Annotated in this window: 17 protein-coding genes; 10 read left to right on the forward strand and 7 right to left on the reverse strand. The window is 63.8% G+C overall.

The window, feature by feature from the left end; genetic code table 11:
* Positions 1–1,083, reverse strand: coding sequence for a WD40/YVTN/BNR-like repeat-containing protein (locus tag ACVJNE_RS16340; RefSeq protein ID WP_499567232.1), 1,083 nt, complete (start codon positions 1,081–1,083; stop codon positions 1–3).
* A 77-nt stretch (positions 1,084–1,160) separates the two neighbouring features.
* On the opposite strand from ACVJNE_RS16340, the gene ACVJNE_RS16345 reads away from it, so the two are divergent.
* From ACVJNE_RS16345 to ACVJNE_RS16360, 4 genes are all read left to right on the forward strand, one after another.
* Positions 1,161–1,628, forward strand: coding sequence for a MarR family winged helix-turn-helix transcriptional regulator (locus ACVJNE_RS16345; protein WP_499567234.1), 468 nt, complete (start codon positions 1,161–1,163; stop codon positions 1,626–1,628).
* Between the two features lie 158 nt (positions 1,629–1,786).
* Positions 1,787–2,473 carry a hypothetical protein gene (locus ACVJNE_RS16350; protein ID WP_499567236.1) on the forward strand — a complete coding sequence of 229 codons (687 nt, stop codon included), beginning with the start codon at positions 1,787–1,789 and terminating at the stop codon, positions 2,471–2,473.
* Positions 2,474–2,556: 83 nt separating this feature from the next.
* Complete coding sequence (locus ACVJNE_RS16355; RefSeq protein WP_499567238.1) at positions 2,557–4,434, forward strand: ABC-F family ATP-binding cassette domain-containing protein; 1,878 nt, start codon at positions 2,557–2,559, stop codon at positions 4,432–4,434.
* Positions 4,431–5,237, forward strand: a complete 807-nt coding sequence (locus ACVJNE_RS16360) for a crotonase/enoyl-CoA hydratase family protein (RefSeq protein WP_499567240.1) — start codon at positions 4,431–4,433, stop codon at positions 5,235–5,237. The genes ACVJNE_RS16355 and ACVJNE_RS16360 overlap by 4 nt, the downstream gene beginning before the upstream one ends.
* A 19-nt stretch (positions 5,238–5,256) precedes the next feature.
* Here the strand turns inward: ACVJNE_RS16360 and ACVJNE_RS16365 are convergent, their stop codons facing one another.
* Genes ACVJNE_RS16365 through ACVJNE_RS16375 form a run of 3 tightly spaced genes read right to left on the reverse strand, consistent with a single transcriptional unit; the run spans position 5,257 to position 7,857 of the window.
* Entirely contained in the window at positions 5,257–5,853 is a 597-nt protein-coding gene (locus ACVJNE_RS16365) for a hypothetical protein (protein ID WP_499567242.1), read from the reverse strand.
* Between the two features lie 55 nt (positions 5,854–5,908).
* Positions 5,909–6,358: a DNA polymerase III subunit chi gene (locus tag ACVJNE_RS16370; protein ID WP_499567244.1), complete on the reverse strand. Its 450-nt coding sequence runs from the start codon at positions 6,356–6,358 to the stop codon at positions 5,909–5,911.
* A gap of 8 nt (positions 6,359–6,366) precedes the next feature.
* Entirely contained in the window at positions 6,367–7,857 is a 1,491-nt protein-coding gene (locus ACVJNE_RS16375) for a leucyl aminopeptidase (protein WP_499567246.1), read from the reverse strand.
* Between the two features lie 317 nt (positions 7,858–8,174).
* Here ACVJNE_RS16375 and lptF point away from each other — a divergent pair, with 317 nt between their 5' ends.
* The 6 genes from lptF (at position 8,175) to rsmA (ending at position 15,785) form a co-directional block, all read left to right on the forward strand.
* Positions 8,175–9,377: an LPS export ABC transporter permease LptF gene (lptF, locus tag ACVJNE_RS16380; RefSeq protein ID WP_499567248.1), complete on the forward strand. Its 1,203-nt coding sequence runs from the start codon at positions 8,175–8,177 to the stop codon at positions 9,375–9,377.
* The gene (lptG, locus tag ACVJNE_RS16385; protein ID WP_368802705.1) at positions 9,374–10,462 is read left to right on the forward strand and encodes an LPS export ABC transporter permease LptG; all 1,089 of its coding nucleotides are present in this window, start codon (positions 9,374–9,376) and stop codon (positions 10,460–10,462) included. The genes lptF and lptG overlap by 4 nt, the downstream gene beginning before the upstream one ends.
* Positions 10,463–12,880: an LPS-assembly protein LptD gene (locus ACVJNE_RS16390; RefSeq protein ID WP_499567250.1), complete on the forward strand. Its 2,418-nt coding sequence runs from the start codon at positions 10,463–10,465 to the stop codon at positions 12,878–12,880.
* Between the two features lie 102 nt (positions 12,881–12,982).
* The gene (locus ACVJNE_RS16395) at positions 12,983–13,915 is read left to right on the forward strand and encodes a SurA N-terminal domain-containing protein (protein WP_499567252.1); all 933 of its coding nucleotides are present in this window, start codon (positions 12,983–12,985) and stop codon (positions 13,913–13,915) included.
* Positions 13,916–13,950: 35 nt separating this feature from the next.
* Positions 13,951–14,961: a 4-hydroxythreonine-4-phosphate dehydrogenase PdxA gene (pdxA, locus tag ACVJNE_RS16400; RefSeq protein ID WP_499567254.1), complete on the forward strand. Its 1,011-nt coding sequence runs from the start codon at positions 13,951–13,953 to the stop codon at positions 14,959–14,961.
* On the forward strand, positions 14,958–15,785 hold the full coding sequence (gene rsmA / locus ACVJNE_RS16405) for a 16S rRNA (adenine(1518)-N(6)/adenine(1519)-N(6))-dimethyltransferase RsmA (protein WP_499567420.1): 828 nt from the start codon (positions 14,958–14,960) through the stop codon (positions 15,783–15,785). The genes pdxA and rsmA overlap by 4 nt, the downstream gene beginning before the upstream one ends.
* 24 nt (positions 15,786–15,809) lie before the next feature.
* On the opposite strand, the gene ACVJNE_RS16410 is transcribed toward rsmA, so the two are convergent.
* The 3 genes from ACVJNE_RS16410 to ACVJNE_RS16420 form a co-directional block, all read right to left on the reverse strand.
* Positions 15,810–16,340, reverse strand: coding sequence for a hypothetical protein (locus tag ACVJNE_RS16410; protein ID WP_499567256.1), 531 nt, complete (start codon positions 16,338–16,340; stop codon positions 15,810–15,812).
* Positions 16,341–16,452: 112 nt separating this feature from the next.
* Positions 16,453–17,109, reverse strand: coding sequence for a guanylate kinase (gene gmk, locus ACVJNE_RS16415; protein WP_499567258.1), 657 nt, complete (start codon positions 17,107–17,109; stop codon positions 16,453–16,455).
* Between the two features lie 3 nt (positions 17,110–17,112).
* Positions 17,113–18,000: a YicC/YloC family endoribonuclease gene (locus ACVJNE_RS16420; protein WP_499567260.1), complete on the reverse strand. Its 888-nt coding sequence runs from the start codon at positions 17,998–18,000 to the stop codon at positions 17,113–17,115.
* Positions 18,001–18,019 lie beyond the last annotated feature (19 nt).

Raw genomic sequence — 18,019 nt, forward strand, 5'->3', positions numbered from 1 at the left:
TCAGCGCGCGACGACCATGGTCTCCACCGACGAGATCGACGGCAGGTGCTCCGCGATGCAGGACCAGCTATCGCCCTCGTCGTTGGAGGCAAAGAGCGCGCCGCCGGACGTGCCGAAATAGACACCTGCGGGGTCCATGCGGTCGGCCGCCATGGCCTGGCGCAGGACGCCGAAGAACGCGTTCTTCTGCGGGAGGCCTTCGCGCATGTCCTGCCAGCTCTTGCCGCCGTCGCGCGTGCGCCAGACGGCCGCCTTGGCGTCGGGCACGAACCGGCCGTGGATGTCGCCGTTGAGCGGCAGCAGATAGAGCGTCGACGGATCGCGCGGGTGAACCGCCGCGGGGAAACCGAAGCTTGAAGGCAGGCCCGCCTCTATGCTCTCCCACGTCTTGCCGGCGTCGGCGCTGCGATACATGCCACAATGGTTCTGCTGGTAGAGCAGGTCCGGCTCGCCGGGCGCCTGAACGAGGCAATGCACGCACTGGCCGAATTCGGGGTAGTTCTGCCCCTCGGGCATGAAGTCCGCGCGTGTGCCCTTGTTGCGCGGCTCCCATGTCTTGCCACCATCGCCCGTGAAGAACACGCCGGCTGACGAAATACCGATCCAGATGCGATCCGGGTCGGCATGGTCGGGCACCAGCGAATGCAGGATGAGCCCCGCTCCGCCGGGTTCCCAATCGGGCCGCGTCGGATGCTTCTGCAGGCCTTCCATGTGGGTCCAGCTCTGGCCTGCATCGTCGCTGAAGAACAGGCCGGCCGGCTGCGCCCCGGCATAGAGGCGGCCGTTGCGGGCCGCGAGGCTCCAGACCGCCTTGATGGGCTCCTGCCCCGCCTCGTAGGCGAGCCCCTCACTCGAATGCGACCAGCTTTCGCCGAGATCGGTGGATTTCCATACCGCCGGGCCGAACCATTCATTGCCGGCCGCGCCATAGATCGTGCCCGTAGCGGGGTCGCCGATCACATGCTGCATGGGCCAGGTTTCGCAGAACGGTCCGCGCAGTTCCCAGGAACGGCGGGCCGCATCGCTCTGCGCGATGAAGACGCCCTTCTTGGTACCGATCAGGACCAGCACCTGTTCCGGCATGGTTGTTCCTCCCTCGCCTATTCCGCCGTCCGCCGCACCTCTCTGGACAATAAAGTTGATATCAACATAATTATGGCATGTCAAAGCCTGCCGATTCGCCGGACCACGATACGCTTCCGTTCGCAACAACCCTGCATGTGCGGGACAAATGCCTTTGCCTGCACCTGCAGCGGGCTGCGCGCACCACGGCGCGCATGTTTGACGAAGCGCTCCGGCCGATCGGCATTACCAGCGGCCAGTTCTCACTGTTGATGTCGCTCAACCGCCCTGCCCCGCCGCTGATGGGCGAGATCGCAGCCTTTCTCGCCATGGACCGCACGACGCTCACCGCGATGCTCAAACCGCTCCAACGGCGCGGCCTGCTCGAAGCCAGGACGGATGAAGCGGATCGCCGCGGCAAACGGCTCGTGCTTTTGCCAGAGGGACACGCCCTGCTGGCACGAGCCGTACCGGTGTGGGCCCGCACGGAAGAGCAGATAGAAGCTCTCCTGACCGGTTCCGACCCTGAAAGGCTGCGTCAGGATCTGGTCATGCTGGCCCGATAGCGGAAAACCAGCTCGAGTTTGAATCAAAGGCCGCCGCCACTCTAAACCGATGCACAACCCTGGCGGGCGGTCATCCGCAACTTTCGCGGGCGGGCATTCGTACCCCTTCATGTAGCCGGCAACCCCTGCCGGCATCAAACCTGAAGGAGAGCGTTATCATGGCTAATATCATGTCCATCATAAGCAAGACGCTGGCCGGCGGGGCGGTTGCCTTTGTTCTGAGCGGCCCGGCGCAGGCGCAGAGTATCGGCATCGGGGTCGATGTCGGCGGTATCGATGCCGGCGTTGGCGTGGGAATTTCCGGCGACGAAGGCATCGACGCCGGGTTGGGCGCTTCGATTGGCGGCAGCGGCGGCGTCAACGCCGGCGCAGGTGCAAGCATCGGCGGCACCAGCGGCATTGAAGCAGGTGCAGGCGCCTCGGTGGGCGGCAGCAACGGGGTCAATGCCGGGCTCGGCGCCAGCGTTGGCGGCAGCGAGGGCATCAACGCGGGCGTAGGTGCATCTGTCGGCGGCAGCAATGGCGTGAATGCGGGAGCATCTGCCTCCATTGGCGGCGGCGGCGTCGACGTCGGTATCGGCATCGGTATCGGTGGCGACGGCGGCGATGACAATGGCGGTGGTGGAGGCGGCGGCGGTAACAACGGCGGTGGCAGCGCCGGCGGTGGTGGCAACAATGGCGGCGGCGGTGGTGGAGGCGGCGTGCCTGCACCCGGCATTGCCGGTCTCGGCAACGGCAAGCCCGAGGTGGCACAGAGGCGCTGCCCCGAGATCGTCTCCAATCCGTCCTTCTACGATCGGGACCTCGTGTCGCTGTGCCGCATGACGCTCCAGGCGTCCCACTAACCGGCATGTGAGCGCGGCGGCAACCAAAAGCCGCCGCGCCCGCCCTTGCCTTCCCGGCGCCGCTCGGCCAATAGAGCGGCGCCATGCTTATCATCAACGACATATCGCTCCGCATTGCCGGCCGCCTGCTGCTCGACCACGCCTCGCTCACGCTTCCAGCGGGATCGAAGGCGGGATTCGTCGGCCGCAACGGCACCGGCAAGACCACGCTGTTCAAGGCGATCACCGGCGAGATGCCAACCGAAACCGGCTCGATCAGCTTTCCGAAGAACACGCGGATCGGACAGGTAGCGCAGGAAGCGCCCGGCACCGAGGAGCCGCTGATCGAGATCGTGCTCAAGGCGGACACGGAGCGGCTCGCGCTTCTGGCTGAAGCGGACACGGCCACCGACGCCAACCGCATCGCCGAAATCCAGATGCGGCTCGCCGACATCGATGCCCATTCGGCCGAAGCGCGCGCGGCAACGATCCTTGCGGGGCTCGGTTTCGACACCGAGGCGCAGAAGCGGCCGGCATCCTCGTTTTCCGGCGGATGGCGCATGCGCGTCGCGCTGGCGTCCGTTCTCTTCGCCGAGCCTGACCTGCTGCTGCTGGACGAGCCGACCAACTATCTCGACCTCGAAGGCACGATGTGGCTGGAAAGCTACGTCGCAAAATATCCGCACACCGTGCTGCTCATCAGCCACGATCGCGACCTGCTCAACCGCGCGGTCAATTCGATCGTGCATCTCGACCAGAAGAAGCTGACCTTCTGGCGCGGCGGCTACGACCAGTTCGAGCGCCTGCGCAGCGAGCAGCTCGAACTGCAGGAAAAGAGCCGCATCAAGCAGGAAGCGCAGCGCCAGCATATGGAAAGCTTCGTCGAGCGCTTCCGCTACAAGGCGTCCAAGGCACGACAGGCGCAGTCGCGCCTGAAAGCACTGGAGAAGATGAAGCCGATCTCGGCGGTCATCGAGGACAGCGTTCGGCCGTTCTCGTTTCCCGAACCCGTCAAGACGGTCGCCTCGCCGATCGTGACGACGCAGGCAGGCGCGGTCGGCTACCAGCCAGGCAAACCCGTGCTCAAGGGGCTGACGCTGCGGATCGACGAGGACGACCGCATTGCGCTGCTGGGTTCCAACGGCAACGGCAAGTCGACCTTCGCCAAGCTGCTCGCCGGGCGGCTTTCGCTGGACAGCGGCGGCATGACCATCGCGCCGGGGCTGAAAGTGGCCATGTTCGCCCAGCACCAGCTCGACGACCTGCGGCCTGAGGAGAGCGCCGTCGAGCACGTGCGTCGCCTCATGCCCGATGCCCCGGAAGCCAAGGTTCGCGCCCGCGTCGCGCAGATGGGCCTGACGACCGAGAAGATGTCGACGAAGGCGAAGGATCTTTCGGGCGGCGAGAAGGCGCGCCTGTTGATGGGCCTCGCCGCGTTCGAGGGACCGAACCTGCTGATCCTCGACGAGCCGACCAACCATCTCGACATCGACAGCCGCGAGGCGCTGATGGTGGCGCTCAACGAATTTCCGGGTGCCGTGATCCTCATCAGCCACGATCGGCATCTGATCGAGGCGACAGTCGACCGGCTCTGGCTCGTCAAGGACGGCACCGTTCACAACTATGACGGCGACCTCACCGACTATCGCCAGCTCGTGACCGGCGGGGCATCCGACCGACGCGAGAGGCGCGAGGCCGACAAGGCGTCGAAGGCCGACAAACGGCGCGAGGCCGCCGCCCGCCGTCAGGCGATGGAGCCCGTCGCCAAGGAAATCCGCGCCACCGAGGGCCTGATCGAACGTACGCGCAAGCGGATCGACGCGATCGAGGACCAGCTTGCCGATCCCGCGCTCTACGAAAAGGATCCGTCGACCGCCACGCAGCTTGCCAAGGAACGTTCCGACCTTTCCAATACGCTCGCCCGCCACGAGGACAGATGGCTGACCCTGTCGGCGGAGTATGAGGAAGGGATCGCGGAATGACGATTCGTACCGAGCGCGACGGCGACATCACCATCGTCACGATAGACCGGGCTGAAGCCCGCAACGCGGTCAACCCGGAGATGGCGGATGCGATGTTCCGCGCCTTCGTCGATTTCGAGCGCGACGATACGCAGAAAGTCGCGATCCTGACCGGAGTGCCGGGTGCGTTCTCGTCCGGGTTCGACCTGAAATGGGCCGCGACCAACGTGCAGGACACCTGGTTCGCCGATCACGATCTGGACGGCTCCTTCGACGGCAGCGACGACAGGCCGCGCAAGGGGCCAATGGGGCCGACCCGCCTGACGCTCACGAAGCCGGTGATCGCCGCCATCTCGGGGCCTGCTGTGGCGGGCGGGATGGAGCTGGCGCTCTGGTGCGACCTGCGGGTGATGGAGACGTCTGCCTATATGGGCGTCTACTGCCGCCGCTGGGGCGTGCCGTTGATCGACGGCGGCACGGTACGCCTGCCGCGCATCGTCGGCCATGGCCGCGCGATGGACCTGATCCTGACCGGACGGCAGGTCGATGCCGAGGAATGCCGGGCGATCGGGCTCGCCAACTATCTTTGCGACGACGGCGAGGCCTTGCAGACCGCGCTCGGTATCGCGCGGGATCTTACCCGCTTCCCGCAGGCCTGCATGCGGGCCGACCGTATGTCGGCCATACGCCAGTGGTCCCTGGCGCCGGAGCAAGCGCTGGCGGCCGAATGGCGCAGCGTCGAGACCTTCCGCCAGGAAGGCATGGCCGGCGCAGGCCGCTTCGCATCCGGCAAAGGGCGCGCGGGCGATTTCGACGAAATCTGAGCTCCCGAGGTCCTCGGGCTTAGACCCTGCCCCACTTTGGCGGCTTGGAATTGGGATTTTCGCGGCGGCGGCGAAAGGTCAGCAAAAAGCCGACCACGCCCACCGCCATCAGGACGAAGCCCACGGGCTGCATGCGCGGATCGGGTGAGGACGCCACCGTTCCAAGCACGAGATCGACGCTCAGCAAGGATGGCCCGACATCGTCGGCGACCTCGATGTCGAAGCGGTAGGCGCCCTCGGCGCCGTTCAGGATGCCGGCTGCCGCGCGATAGAGCTGAACGCGCGTCTGTGGGCTTTCCAGAACCGCAGCAGCGGACAGTGCGAGCCCTTCGCGTAACACGACATTTTCATCTGCATCGCGAACAACTACCATCAGCGCCGCAAGCCGAAGGTCATCGGGCAGAGCGTCTTCCGTTCGCAACTCGGCGCCGACCGCGACTTGCCTGTTAATGTCAAGGACGGTCTCGACCGTGCGTTCTCCAGTTTCCCGCTCGTAAATGCGCCACCTGCCGATTTCGTCGCCGCCGGAGCCGACGACGAGGCGCGGATAGACGATGCCGAGCACCACTCCGGCCACAAGCATCAGCATGAACAAGAGACGGAGTACCCATCTCATCGCGGTAACTTCCAGGTTTCGTGATCACTAACCGCCGGCAGGGAAGGCATGCAGGTCAAGCCTTGCGCTCCCAGCGGCGTTCCGGCGTCTGCTGCCAGTAGGTCGCCGCGTGGCCGGCGGCCTTCATCGTCTTCCAATGGCCACGCGCCTGCTCCACCTGGCTCATATCGTGCCCGTCGAACATGAAGACGGCCCGGTCGTAGCCGGACAGTTCAGGCGGTTCCGCCCCATCGACCATGAACCGGATACGCGCTGCGTTCGCGTTGCCCGTCCCGGTTGTCAGAAGCACCGGTTGATGCTGTGCATGCTGGTCGTGTTCCGTGCCGTGCGCGAGGAAGGAATCGTCGCGGTAGGTCCACAGGTGCGTGTCGAGCGCGTCGCGCCGTTCGTCACTGCCGGTTTGCACCACCGCACGCCAGCCGCGCTCCAGGCTTTTTTCCAGGAGCGGCGGCAAGGCGTCTTCCAGTGCCGACTCGGTCAGGTGGTAGAACAGCACCTCGGTCATCGGTGCGGTCAGCCCTCGTAGTGGTCGCGAACCAGACGGTCGAGCAGCCGCACGCCGAAGCCGGACGCCCACGAGTGATTGATCTCGCTGGAGGGCGAACCCATCGCGGTGCCGGCAATGTCCAGATGCGCCCAGGGCGTGTCACCGACGAAGCGCTGGAGGAACTGCGCCGCGGTGATGGAACCGGCATTGCGCCCGCCGGTGTTCTTCATGTCGGCATTCTTGGAATCGATGAGCTTGTCGTATTCGGGTGCGAGCGGCAGGCGCCAGACCTTCTCGCCAGTATCCTTGCCCGAGCCCAGGAGCCGGTCTGCAAGCTCGTCATTGTTGGAGAAAAGGCCGGCATGCTCGTTGCCGAGCGCGACGATCACAGCGCCGGTCAGCGTCGCGAGGTTGATCATGAAGCGGGGCTTGAAACGCTCATTGCAGTACCAGAGCGCGTCGGCAAGAACGAGCCGGCCTTCCGCATCGGTGTTGATGACCTCGATCGTCTGGCCCGACATCGAAGTGACGATGTCGCCGGGGCGCTGGGCATTGGCGTCCGGCATGTTCTCGACCAGCCCGATGATGCCGACGGCGTTGACTTTTGCCTTACGGGCGGCGAGCGCATGCATCAGGCCGGTCACGGCGGCGGCACCGCCCATGTCGCCCTTCATGTCCTCCATGCCGCCGGCAGGTTTGATCGAGATGCCGCCCGAATCGAAGACAACGCCCTTGCCGATGAAGGCGACCGGCTGGTCCTTTGCCTTGCCGCCGTCCCAGCGCATCACCGCGAGGCGTGCCGGCCGCGCGGAACCCTGGGCAACACCGAGAAGCGCGGCCATGCCGAGCTTCTTCATTTCCTTCTCGGTCAGGATCTCGACCTTGACGTCGAGCTTCTCGAGCTCCTTCGCCTTGTCGGCGAACTCCAGCGTGCCGAGCACGTTGGCGGGTTCGTTGACGAGGTCGCGGGCGAGCAGCACACCGTCGGCCACCGCCTCAGCCGTGGCGAATGCTTTCTTGGCCGCGGAAGGGTTGGCGCAGAGGATCGTGACCTTCGCCGACTTGGCGGCATCTGCTTTGCCGTTGTCCTTCTTCGTCTTGTATTTGTCGAAGGCGTAGGCGCCGAGCATGGCGCCGAATGCGAGCGAGGCGACATCTTCAGCAGAGGCATCGGCGCCATCGATGTCGGCCAGGATCGAGATTTCGCCGGTCTTCTTCGCCGCGGCAAAGGCGGCACCGCCGATGCGGTTCCAAGCGCGCTCGTCGAGCGCATCCGCCTTGCCGGCGCCGATGGCGACGAGCCTGTCATAATCGGTTCCCTGAGGGGCGAGCACTTCAAGGCTCGCGGCGAGCTTGCCGGAAAAGTCCGCTACGCCAAACGCCTTTTTGAGAGCGCCCTGCGGGTCGCATGCGGACGCAGCCTCGGAAAGCCCGCCCCCGTCTGTCGCCAGTACGACGACGCTTCCCTTTTTCGGCGTGGCTATCTTGGCGAATGCGATGGAGGGACGTTGGGACATAAGCTTTCTGACTGCCTTCTGATTCTGCAAATTCCGTAAGCCGAGCGGCCTGCTTTGATAGTGGCGTTTTCGGACGGTTTGACAAGTCCGGCTCAAGCTTCACATCACACTATGCGTGATCGGGAACCGTTAACCTTGTTTATTGGTAGTTTGTTCGCCTAAATTCCGCAGACTTGCCATCGGGGACAGTCCTCGGACCGACGGGGCGACGAACGGGACACGCTTTCGATGCGCGCCGCCTTGCAGGTAGCGCGTAGCCGGAAAAGGTCTTGTTTGCGCCGCACGCTCGTCAAATTGAAACCGGAACGTCGCGCCGCATGAAGGTCGTTGAACAGTATATATTGCGACGCACGCTGGGCATTTTCGTAGCGACCCTATTCTGGGTGCTGGCGATCGTGTGGACCACCCAGATCCTGACCCGCATCAATGTGGTGACCGGCAACGGCCAGTCGGCTGCCACCTTTTTCGAGATCGCGTGGCTGGTGTTGCCGGCGGTCATTCCCGTGGTGATTCCCTTTGCGGTGGGCATCGCGGTCGCGCAGACCCTGACCACGATGAACACCGATTCCGAACTCATCGTCATCAGCGCCGCGGGAAGCCCTCGCATGACCGTGATGCGGCCGATCCTGCTGCTGGCTGTCGGCGCCTGCATCGTATCGTTCGCGGTCAACAATTTCGTCGAGCCTTATTCGCGCGAGCGCCTGCGAGTGCTGATCTCCGATGCCCGCGCCGACCTCATCACCAGCATCGTACAGGAAGGGACCTTCCAACAGGTGGAGCAGGGTCTGAACATGCAGATCGGCGAGCGACTGCCCGATGGCCGACTCGGCGGCATCTTCGTTTCGGATACCCGCGAAGACGGTATCGAGCTGATCTACTACGCCAAGAGCGGCGCAACCGTTGACCTGAACGGTACAAATCTTCTGGTCATGCAGGACGGCGTTGTGCACCGGAAAACAGCCGACGGCGTTTCCGTCGTGCAGTATAAATCCTACGCGCTCGATCTTTCGCAATTCACCGCCAGCAATTCCGGCCCGACTCTGTTGCCGAAGGACCGCACGCTGGCTTATCTGATGAATCCCGACCCCAACGATCCGGTGTTCAAGAAGTCGCCCCAGGGCTTCCGGGCAGAACTGCACAAGCGCTTCACCGAATGGCTGTATCCCATGGTATTCGCGCTGATTGCGCTGGCCGTGGCAGGTGACTCGCGCTCCTTCCGCGAGGCGCGTATTCATCCGCTCCTGACGACTATGACCATCGCGCTGGTCGTGCGCTGGGCAGGCTTCTTTGCCGCGGACAAGGTGTGGAATGTGCCCGCTTTTACGCCAATGATGTACGGCGTGCCCATCGCGGCATGCGGCGTGGCGGCATTCTTCATCGCGACCAACCGTGTGATGGAACTGCCGCTGTCGGTGGTCGAGCGCGGCCAGACGATCTGGACCCGCCTCCAGCAGCAGCTTGTCGCAATCAAGGTGAGACTGTCCGGCTACAAGCGCGCGCTTCCGGGAGGCCCGCTATGATCGGCCTCACGCTGGGGCGCTATCTATTCACGCGCTACGTATCGATCACCTTCTGGTTCCTCGCCGGAATCGCGGCGATCATCTTCATCATCAACTTCACCGAGTTGTCCGGGCGACTGGGCGGGCTGCCCAACTATTCGGTCGGATTGACGCTGGGCATCGCCACACTGCAAACGCCGATGATCATGATGCAGGCGGTGCCGTTCGTCGCCCTGATTTCCGCCATGACGACGCTGGTCTCGCTGAACCGCAAATACGAGCTCGTCGTTGCACGTGCGGCGGGCATATCGGCTTGGCAATTTCTGCTGCCGATCTGCCTGGGTGCCCTCGCCTACGGCTTGGTGACTATTCTGCTTCTCAACCCGATCGCCGCCAATGGTTTCGAGCGCAGCCAGGTGCTCGAAGTAGAGGTTCGTACAGACAGCGACACGGCCTTGGGACAGCCGGCGTCACCCTGGATCAAGCAGCGAACGAACGAAGGCGAAACGATCATCGGCGCACGCCGGATCCTCAACCGCGGGCTCGAACTTGTGGATGCCACCTTCCTTCGCATCGACCGGCGTGGCGATCTTTACGAACGCATCGATGCGCGGCGTGCCTACCTGAGAGACGGGCGCTGGGAGTTGCGCGGAGCGACGCGGACCCGTACCGGCGAAACGCCGGAAGCGGCCGGGACAGTGAGAATCAATACCAATCTCACCCCCGAGTTCGTGCTTGAACGCCTGGCCGCACCAGAGACTATTCCGATCTACGAACTGCCGCGCAAAATTGCCGCAGCCCGTTCGTTCGGCCTCGGCGCGAACGCCTTCGCGATGCATTTTCACTCGCTTGTGGCGCTGCCGGCCCTGCTCGTTGCGATGACCCTGATTGCCGCGACGGTATCGATGCGCTTTGCCCGTATGGGTCAGTCGGCAACGATTATTCTGGGTGGCGTCCTCGCCGGCTTTCTGCTTTATGTCGTTTCGGTTCTGGTCAAGGCGTTTGGAAGCGCCGGATTCGTGCCGCCTGTGGCGGCGGCATGGTTTCCGGTTCTGATCGCCAGTTTTTTTGGGGTGACTTTTCTCTTGTACAAGGAGGACGGTTAGTTGAGGGGCGAACTCGCGACATATCGCAAGTCCGCCCGGACTTTGCGCCTCATCGGTGCGACGGCGCTCGCCTGCATCATGGCGGTCAGCGTGGCACCCGGCGTAGCGACTGCACAGCAGATCGACCTTGAAGGCATGACCTCGTCGCCAGACGCCGACATGCTGCTCGAGGCGGATACCATCGTCTACGACAACGACCGCAACACCATCACCGCCGTCGGCGGCGTACAGATCGACTATGACGGCAGCCGGCTCGTCGCACAGCGCGTTACCTACGATCGCGCTACCTCGCGCCTGATCGCTACCGGCAATGTCGAGATCGTCGACAGCCAGGGCACGCGGATTTTTTCTGACGAAATAGATGTCACCGACGATTTCCGCGACGCCTTCGTGCGCACCCTTCGAGTGGAAACGGCCGACGAGACCTATTTCGCCGCGGAAAGCGCCGACCGCCGCGACGGCAGCATCACCACCTTCAATTACGGCGTCTACACGGCCTGTAAGCCCTGCGAGGAAAAGCCGGACAAGGCGCCGGTCTGGCGCGTGAAGGCGCAGAAGATCATCTGGAACGGACAGACGAAGACCGTTCGTTTCGAGCGCGCGCGCTTCGAGATGTTCGGCATGCCGCTGGCGTTCCTGCCCGCCTTCGAGATCGCCGACCCGACGGTAAAGCAGCGCACGGGTTTCCTGATTCCGAGCTACAAGTCCGATGAGGACCTGGGGCATGGCGTGGTTGTTCCCTTCTATTGGGGAATCTCGCCAACCTACGACATCACATTCAAGCCGACCGTCTATTCGAAACAGGGCTTCCTTGCCGAAGCCGAGTGGCGCCAGCGCTTCGACAACGGCTCCTATTCGATCACGGTTGCCGGCATTCGCCAGCGCAACCCCGAAGAGTTCTATAACGATATAGCGGGAAATCCCGACCCGCTGTCGTTTACTGATAACGAAACCTTCAGGGGCATGGTCGGGTCCAAGGGCGAGTTTCAGATCAATCCGCGCTGGACTTTCGGCTGGGACGTCATGGCCCAGACCGACAAGAACTTCTCCCATCGATATGGGATCGCCGGTTTCAGTGAACTCAACCGTACCAATGAAGTCTACCTGACCGGTTTGAACGATCGGAACTATTTCGACCTGCGCGGCTATCGCTTCAACGTGCAGGAAGCGCGTGTGCTGCCAACATCGCGCGATCCGCGCCAGCCGTGGGTTCTGCCCTCTTTCGACTATTCCTACACGCCAGATCAATCGATCGCCGGAGGCGAGCTGAACATCGACGTCAACGTGCAGGGCGTGCACCGCAGCGAACTCGACGTGCGCGATTTCTCAGTGGCGGGCAACAACCGGACACGGCTGACAGGCATCGACGGCACATCCGGTCGCGTCACCGCGCAGGCCGAGTGGAAACGGTCTTATGTGGCGCCGGGCGGCCTGATGCTGACGTCGATCCTGCATGCCAGGGGCGACGCCATCGGCGTGAGCTACGATGGACTGACCGAGGACGCGATACGGCGCGCTGCCGCCAACAACGGTGTGACGGCGGACATTCGGTCCTCGTATTACCGCGCAATGGCGACGGCAGGCCTTGAAGCGCGCTGGCCGGTCCTGTTCTCCACTACCAGCTCGACGCACGTGCTGGAGCCCATGGCACAGGTTTTCGTGCGGCCTGACGCGCCTTACGGCGATGTGCTGGGCATTCCCAACGAGGACGCGCAGAACCTCGTCTTCGATGCATCGAACCTCTTCGAGCGCGACAAATTCGCCGGCTACGACCGGATCGAAGGCGGCATTCGCGCCAATTTGGGCATTCGCTATTCAGGCGCATTCGCCAATGGCTGGACCACAACTGCCATCGCCGGCCAGTCCTTCCACCTCGCCGGCACGAACCCCTATGCGTCTCCGGATCTGGTCAATGTCGGCGCGGCCTCTGGGCTTGAAACCGATCGCTCGGACTATGTGACGGCAGTCAACCTGACGAGCCCCGTCGGCCTGAGGCTGGGTGCAGGCGCAAGGTTCGACGAAGACACGTTCGAGCTGCGTCGCACCGATGTCAGCGCCGGGTATGGAACGCCCAATTTCGGCATCTCCGGCGTCTATTCCTTTATCGAGGCCCAACCCGACTACGGTTATGCGGAAGACCGGCATGAGGTTCGCGGCGGCGGCTCTGTCAAACTGCATGAATACTGGCGCGTGTTCGGCAGCGGGACCTACGATATCGAAGACGATTTGATGACCCGCAAGACGATCGGCTTCAGCTACGACGACGAATGCTTCTCGTTCACGTTCTTTGGCGGTGAAACGGCGTCCAGAAATTCCAGAACCCGTGAGGTCGAGAAGGAAAAGACGTTCGGCTTCAAGATCGCGCTTCGCACGATCGGCGATATCGGTGCGTCGACGGCTGCTCTGGACTCTTTTTAAGCGCCGCGAAGACTTCGATCCGCCCCGCGTCACGCTTTTGCCCTATAATCCCATCAGGGAATGATCTAAATCGCGGTGTCTGGCAATCTAGGGAGACACAGTATGGCAAAGCTTGCATCCACCCTGCGCACCTGCGCACTGGCCTTGATGCTTGCGGGCCTTTCAGCGCCTCTGGCTGCTACGGCGTCGCAAGCTTCCGAAATCAAGTACATCGTGAACAATGTTCCGGTGACGAGCTACGATATCCAGCGGCGCGCAGCGTTCCTGCGCATTCAGAACCGGCGCGGCAACCTGCAGCAGCTTGCCGCCGACGAGATGATCAACCAGGCTGTGCGTGCTTCCGAAATCCAACGGATGAATATCCGCATCAGCGACGACCAGGTGGCAGGCGCCTATGAGCGCTTCGCCAAGTCGAACAAGATGTCGCCCTCGCAGATGGATCAGGTGCTGAACCAGTCCGGCGTCACCAAGGCGCACTTCCGGGAGTTCATCCGCTCCCAGATGGGCTGGTCGCAGGTGCTGAGCCAGCAGTCACGCTCCGGCCAGATGAGCGAGCAGGACGCCGTGCAGCGCATGCTTCAGCAGGGCGGCGACAAGCCCTCCGCGACCGAATACATGCTGCAGCAGGTTATCTTCGTGGTGCCGGCATCCGAACGCCGCGCCAAGCTTGGCGCGCGAAAGCGCGAGGCTGAAGCGATGCGCCAGCGTTTCCAGAGCTGCGAGACGACCCGCGAATTCGCCAAGGGTCTGCTGGATGTTACCGTGCGCGATCTCGGTCGCGTGCTGGAGCCGGAACTGCCTTCGGACTGGGCCAAAGAGGTGAAGGCGGCAAAGGCCGGTTCCGCGACGGTCGTGCGCGAAACCGAGCGCGGCGCCGAATTTATCGGCATCTGCAGCGCGCGTGAGGTCTCCGACGATCGGGTCGCGCAGATGGTGTTTCAGGCTGAAGGCAGCGGCAGCAGCGAAGACAATAACGACACGTCCAAGAAGCTGACCGAGGAACTTCGCGCCAAGGCCCAGATCATCAGGCGCTGACGTTCGATCGAAACCAGCAGGCAGGACCGGCGGGCGTGGGCATACTTGCTCTGACATCGGGCGATCCTTCGGGTATCGGCCCGGAGATCGCCATCGAAGCGTGGCGCCTGCGTAAGCAGGATGAAACGCCTCCGTTTCTGTTGCTCAGCGACCCCGCACTCGTCGAGGCGCGGGCCAGTCGCATGGGCCTGCCGGTCAAGATCGCGACGGTAACGCCCGAGGAAGCCGGCGCCGCATTTGCGGATGCGTTGCCAATCGTTCCGCTCGATGCATCGTTTCTGGATTCACCGGGCAATCCCAACGCGGTCAACGCAGCCGGCACCGTAGAAGCCATCGAGACTGCGGTCAGGCTCGTCGTCTCGGGCCGAGCGGATGCGCTGGTCACCTGCCCGATCGCCAAGAAGCCGCTCTACGATGCGGGGTTCGGTTATCCCGGACATACCGAATTCCTCGGTCATCTTGCGGAGACGATCGCAGGATCGCCGGCGACACCCATCATGATGCTTGCAGGTCCCGAACTGCGGGCCGTGCCGGTCACCATCCATATTCCGCTGGCCAAGGTTGCGCCGACATTGACGACGGCGCTCATCGTCGAGACGGCTTCGATCACGGCGTCCGATCTGCGTGACAAGTTCGGGATAGACAATCCGCGGCTCGCGATCGCGGGGCTGAACCCCCATGCAGGCGAAGACGGCGCCATGGGCAGGGAAGACGAGGACGTCGTACGCCCCGCCGTGGAGCAGCTTCGCAGGCTAGGCATCGATGCCCGGGGGCCCCTGCCCGCGGATACGATGTTCCATGCCCGCGCCCGCGCAGCCTATGACGTGGCGATCTGCATGTATCACGACCAGGCTCTCATCCCCGCAAAGGCGCTCGCTTTCGACGAGACCGTGAACGTCACGCTCGGCCTGCCCTTCATCCGTACGTCGCCGGACCATGGCACCGCATTCGACATAGCGGGCAAGGGCACCGCGCGGCCCGACAGCCTGATCGCGGCGCTGCGGCTGGCCCGACAGATGGCCGATGCAAAGGCCGCGTGTCGATGACCTTAGACGGGCTGCCGCCGCTTCGCGAGGTGATCGACCGATACGAACTGCGCGCAAAGAAATCGCTCGGACAGAATTTCCTGCTGGACCTCAACCTGACCGGCAAGATCGCGCGGGCGGCTGGTGACCTGTCATCGACCACCGTAATCGAGGTCGGCCCCGGCCCGGGCGGCCTGACGCGCGCGCTGCTGGCTCACGGCGCGGCGCGGGTCATCGCTATCGAGCGCGACGAGCGCTGCCTTTCCGCACTTGCCGAGGTCGCGGCGCACTATCCCGGTCGGCTCGACGTGATTGCGGGCGACGCGATGAAAACCGACTTCCCGGCGCTCGCCGAAGGCGCGCAGGACGTCAGGATCGTCGCCAACCTTCCCTATAACATCGGCACCGAGTTGCTGATCCGCTGGCTGACCGTCGCCGACTGGCCTCCCTTCTATTCGTCGATGACGCTGATGTTCCAGAAGGAAGTGGCGCAACGCATCGTGGCGGCGGCTGGCGACAACGCCTATGGTAGGCTGGGCGTGCTCGCGGGATGGCGCACGGAGGCAAGGATCGTCTTCGACCTGCCGCCGCAGGCGTTCACGCCGCCGCCCAAGGTTACGTCCGCGGTGGTTCACATCGTGCCGCGTACACAGCCGTTGCCCGCCGATGGCAGGAAGCTCGCGCGCGTGACGGAGGCTGCTTTCGGCCAGCGGCGCAAGATGCTGCGGCAAAGCCTGAAGGGGATCGGCGGAGAGAGCCTGCTGGTGGCCACCGGGATCGACGGCACGCGCCGTGCAGAGACACTGTCGGTTGCAGAGTTCGTGACGCTCGCCAACGCGATCTGACGATCGACCGCGCCGAAGCGGCTATCAGATGAAGCTGTAGATTCCGATCTCGTCGAACCTGACGGTGCCGTCCGCCAAGGTGTCTCCAGCTTCCGCAGTTGCGTATTCTTTCAGCGCATTATCGAGTCTTTCGGCAGCGCTGCCATTCGGGTCGATAAGGGCGTTGGCGAAGTCCATCAGGGAGATGCCAAGCTTGTCGAGGCCCGTATCCTCCGCGATCTTCCGCAGGACCATTTCGCCGCCCGGCGACCGCGTTATCGTGAGCACCTTTTCCTTGATGGCCTGTCCAAAGGCGGAGGCTGACTCGAAATCATCGACGTCCAGCCCAAGACCCTTGCCGACCTGCTCCATGAAGTGAACCTTCAACTGGTTCACGTCGATGGAATTCGCGCTGAACATGGGGTCCGGCTGCTGCGGCTGTGCGGGTGATGCAGCAATCGCGGGGATGCCGACGTTCGCGGGATCACGCTCCCGTCCCACGACGGAGAAAGACGAGAGGTTCGATTGCTGGAGAAGCTGCAGGGCCGCGAGGTTTGCGGGCGGTAAGACGGACATGTTCACTCCGGCAATGCGCCCAGCACGTCATGCGCGGCACATCGTCAAACAGGCCGTGCATCATGCCCGGCGAACAAAGCCGCCGGCAGGATGCACACCGTGTCTTAAGAATTTACTCCAGCTTCTCGTCCAGCAGGCCAGAGATGAAATCGAACAGGCCCGGGCGGCGGTCCCGACGCAGGCGTTCCGCCGCGACAATCGCCTCCACCTCGGCGAACGCCGTGTCCAGATCCTCGTTGATGACGATGTAATCGTAGTCGCGCCAGTGCTCGATTTCGGCGCGCGCGTTGGCAAGCCGTGCCGCGATCACCTCGTCACGGTCCTCCGCGCGGCGGCGCAGCCGCTCCTTGAGCTCTCGCATCGAGGGCGGCAGGATAAAGATCGAGACGATGTCGGCGCGCATCTGCCCGCGCAACTGTTCCGCGCCCTGCCAGTCGATGTCGAACAGCATGTCCCGCCCTTCGGCGAGCGCCTTCTCGGCTGGCGCGCGCGGCGTGGCGTAGAAGTTGCCATGGACTTCGGCCCATTCGAGCAGTTCGTCGTTGTCGCGCATGAACTCGAAATCGCGCCTGGAGCGAAAATGGTAGTGCCGGCCGTCGATTTCGCTGCCGCGCCGCGCGCGCGTCGTCACGCTGATCGACAATTCGAAGGCGGGATCGCTTTCGAGCAGATTGCGCGCGATCGTCGACTTGCCGGCACCGGAAGGCGACGACAGCACCAGCATGAGCCCGCGACGGCGGATCGAAGCGATAAGGGGCGTATCCGCCATGGGCTACTCCAGATTCTGAACCTGCTCGCGGAACTGATCGACGACGGCTTTCAGCTCCAGCCCGATGGCCGTCACTGCGGCCGCATTGGACTTGGAGCAGAGCGTATTCGATTCCCGGTTGAATTCTTGTGAAAGGAAATCGAGCTTGCGGCCAATCGGTCCACCCTGGGCGATCAGCGCCCGGCCGGAGGCGACATGCGTCTTCAGCCTGTCGATCTCTTCGCGGATATCCGCCTTGGTAGCGAGAAAGGCGGCTTCCATGTGAAGACGCGCCTCGTCGAGCGGCGCACCGGTCTCAAGAAGCGCCTTCACCTGCTCCGCAAGGCGGGCACGGATGGCCGTCGGCTCGCGCGAAGGGTCGGCCTCGGCGCGGTCCGTCAAAGTCTGGATGGCCCCCAGATGCCCGAGAAGCAGTTCGCCAAGCGCTGTGCCCTCGTCTCGGCGTGCGGTCTCCAGGCTTGCCAGTGCCGCATCGAGCGTGGCGAGAATGGCGGCATCCAGTTCCGCACGCGCCTCCTCGCTCTCGGCCGCTTCCGGCGCATCGAGCACGCCCCGCAGGGCCAGCAGGCCATCGGCCGTTGCCGGCGCGACGCCAAACTGTTCCTCCAACCGCCTAGCAAGGCCGGCGAGATCCCTCAGGAACTCATCGTTGACAACCGGCTGGGCTTGCGCGCCGGTGCGCGTGAGCGTGAGGCTCGCCTGCACATTGCCGCGCGAGAAGCGCTTCTGGATGGCCTGACGGACAGGCTGCTCCAGCCGCTCACAACCCGGCGGCAGCCGCAACCGCGCCTCAAGGCCCTTGCCGTTGACGGATTTCAACTCCCAGACAATCGCCGCGCCGGCGTTGTCGGCGACCGCCCGGCCGAAGCCGGTCATGCTCTGCAAACCCATGGCGTCCCCTGCCCCCCAT

It is taken from the genome of Mesorhizobium sp. DxT, from assembly GCF_058448885.1.

Bases quoted from the DNA above. Each gene is read 5' to 3' on its own strand.
- gmk (WP_499567258.1), bottom strand. From the start codon at position 17,109: ATGGCGGATACGCCCCTTATCGCTTCGATCCGCCGTCGCGGGCTCATG.
- ACVJNE_RS16355 (WP_499567238.1), top strand. From the start codon at position 2,557: ATGCTTATCATCAACGACATATCGCTCCGCATTGCCGGCCGCCTGCTG.
- ACVJNE_RS16365 (WP_499567242.1), bottom strand. From the start codon at position 5,853: ATGAGATGGGTACTCCGTCTCTTGTTCATGCTGATGCTTGTGGCCGGA.
- lptF (WP_499567248.1), top strand. From the start codon at position 8,175: ATGAAGGTCGTTGAACAGTATATATTGCGACGCACGCTGGGCATTTTC.
- ACVJNE_RS16395 (WP_499567252.1), top strand. From the start codon at position 12,983: ATGGCAAAGCTTGCATCCACCCTGCGCACCTGCGCACTGGCCTTGATG.
- ACVJNE_RS16360 (WP_499567240.1), top strand. From the start codon at position 4,431: ATGACGATTCGTACCGAGCGCGACGGCGACATCACCATCGTCACGATA.
- lptG (WP_368802705.1), top strand. From the start codon at position 9,374: ATGATCGGCCTCACGCTGGGGCGCTATCTATTCACGCGCTACGTATCG.
- rsmA (WP_499567420.1), top strand. From the start codon at position 14,958: ATGACCTTAGACGGGCTGCCGCCGCTTCGCGAGGTGATCGACCGATAC.
- ACVJNE_RS16350 (WP_499567236.1), top strand. From the start codon at position 1,787: ATGGCTAATATCATGTCCATCATAAGCAAGACGCTGGCCGGCGGGGCG.
- ACVJNE_RS16420 (WP_499567260.1), bottom strand. From the start codon at position 18,000: ATGGGTTTGCAGAGCATGACCGGCTTCGGCCGGGCGGTCGCCGACAAC.
- ACVJNE_RS16410 (WP_499567256.1), bottom strand. From the start codon at position 16,340: ATGTCCGTCTTACCGCCCGCAAACCTCGCGGCCCTGCAGCTTCTCCAG.
- ACVJNE_RS16370 (WP_499567244.1), bottom strand. From the start codon at position 6,358: ATGACCGAGGTGCTGTTCTACCACCTGACCGAGTCGGCACTGGAAGAC.
- ACVJNE_RS16340 (WP_499567232.1), bottom strand. From the start codon at position 1,083: ATGCCGGAACAGGTGCTGGTCCTGATCGGTACCAAGAAGGGCGTCTTC.
- ACVJNE_RS16375 (WP_499567246.1), bottom strand. From the start codon at position 7,857: ATGTCCCAACGTCCCTCCATCGCATTCGCCAAGATAGCCACGCCGAAA.
- ACVJNE_RS16345 (WP_499567234.1), top strand. From the start codon at position 1,161: ATGTCAAAGCCTGCCGATTCGCCGGACCACGATACGCTTCCGTTCGCA.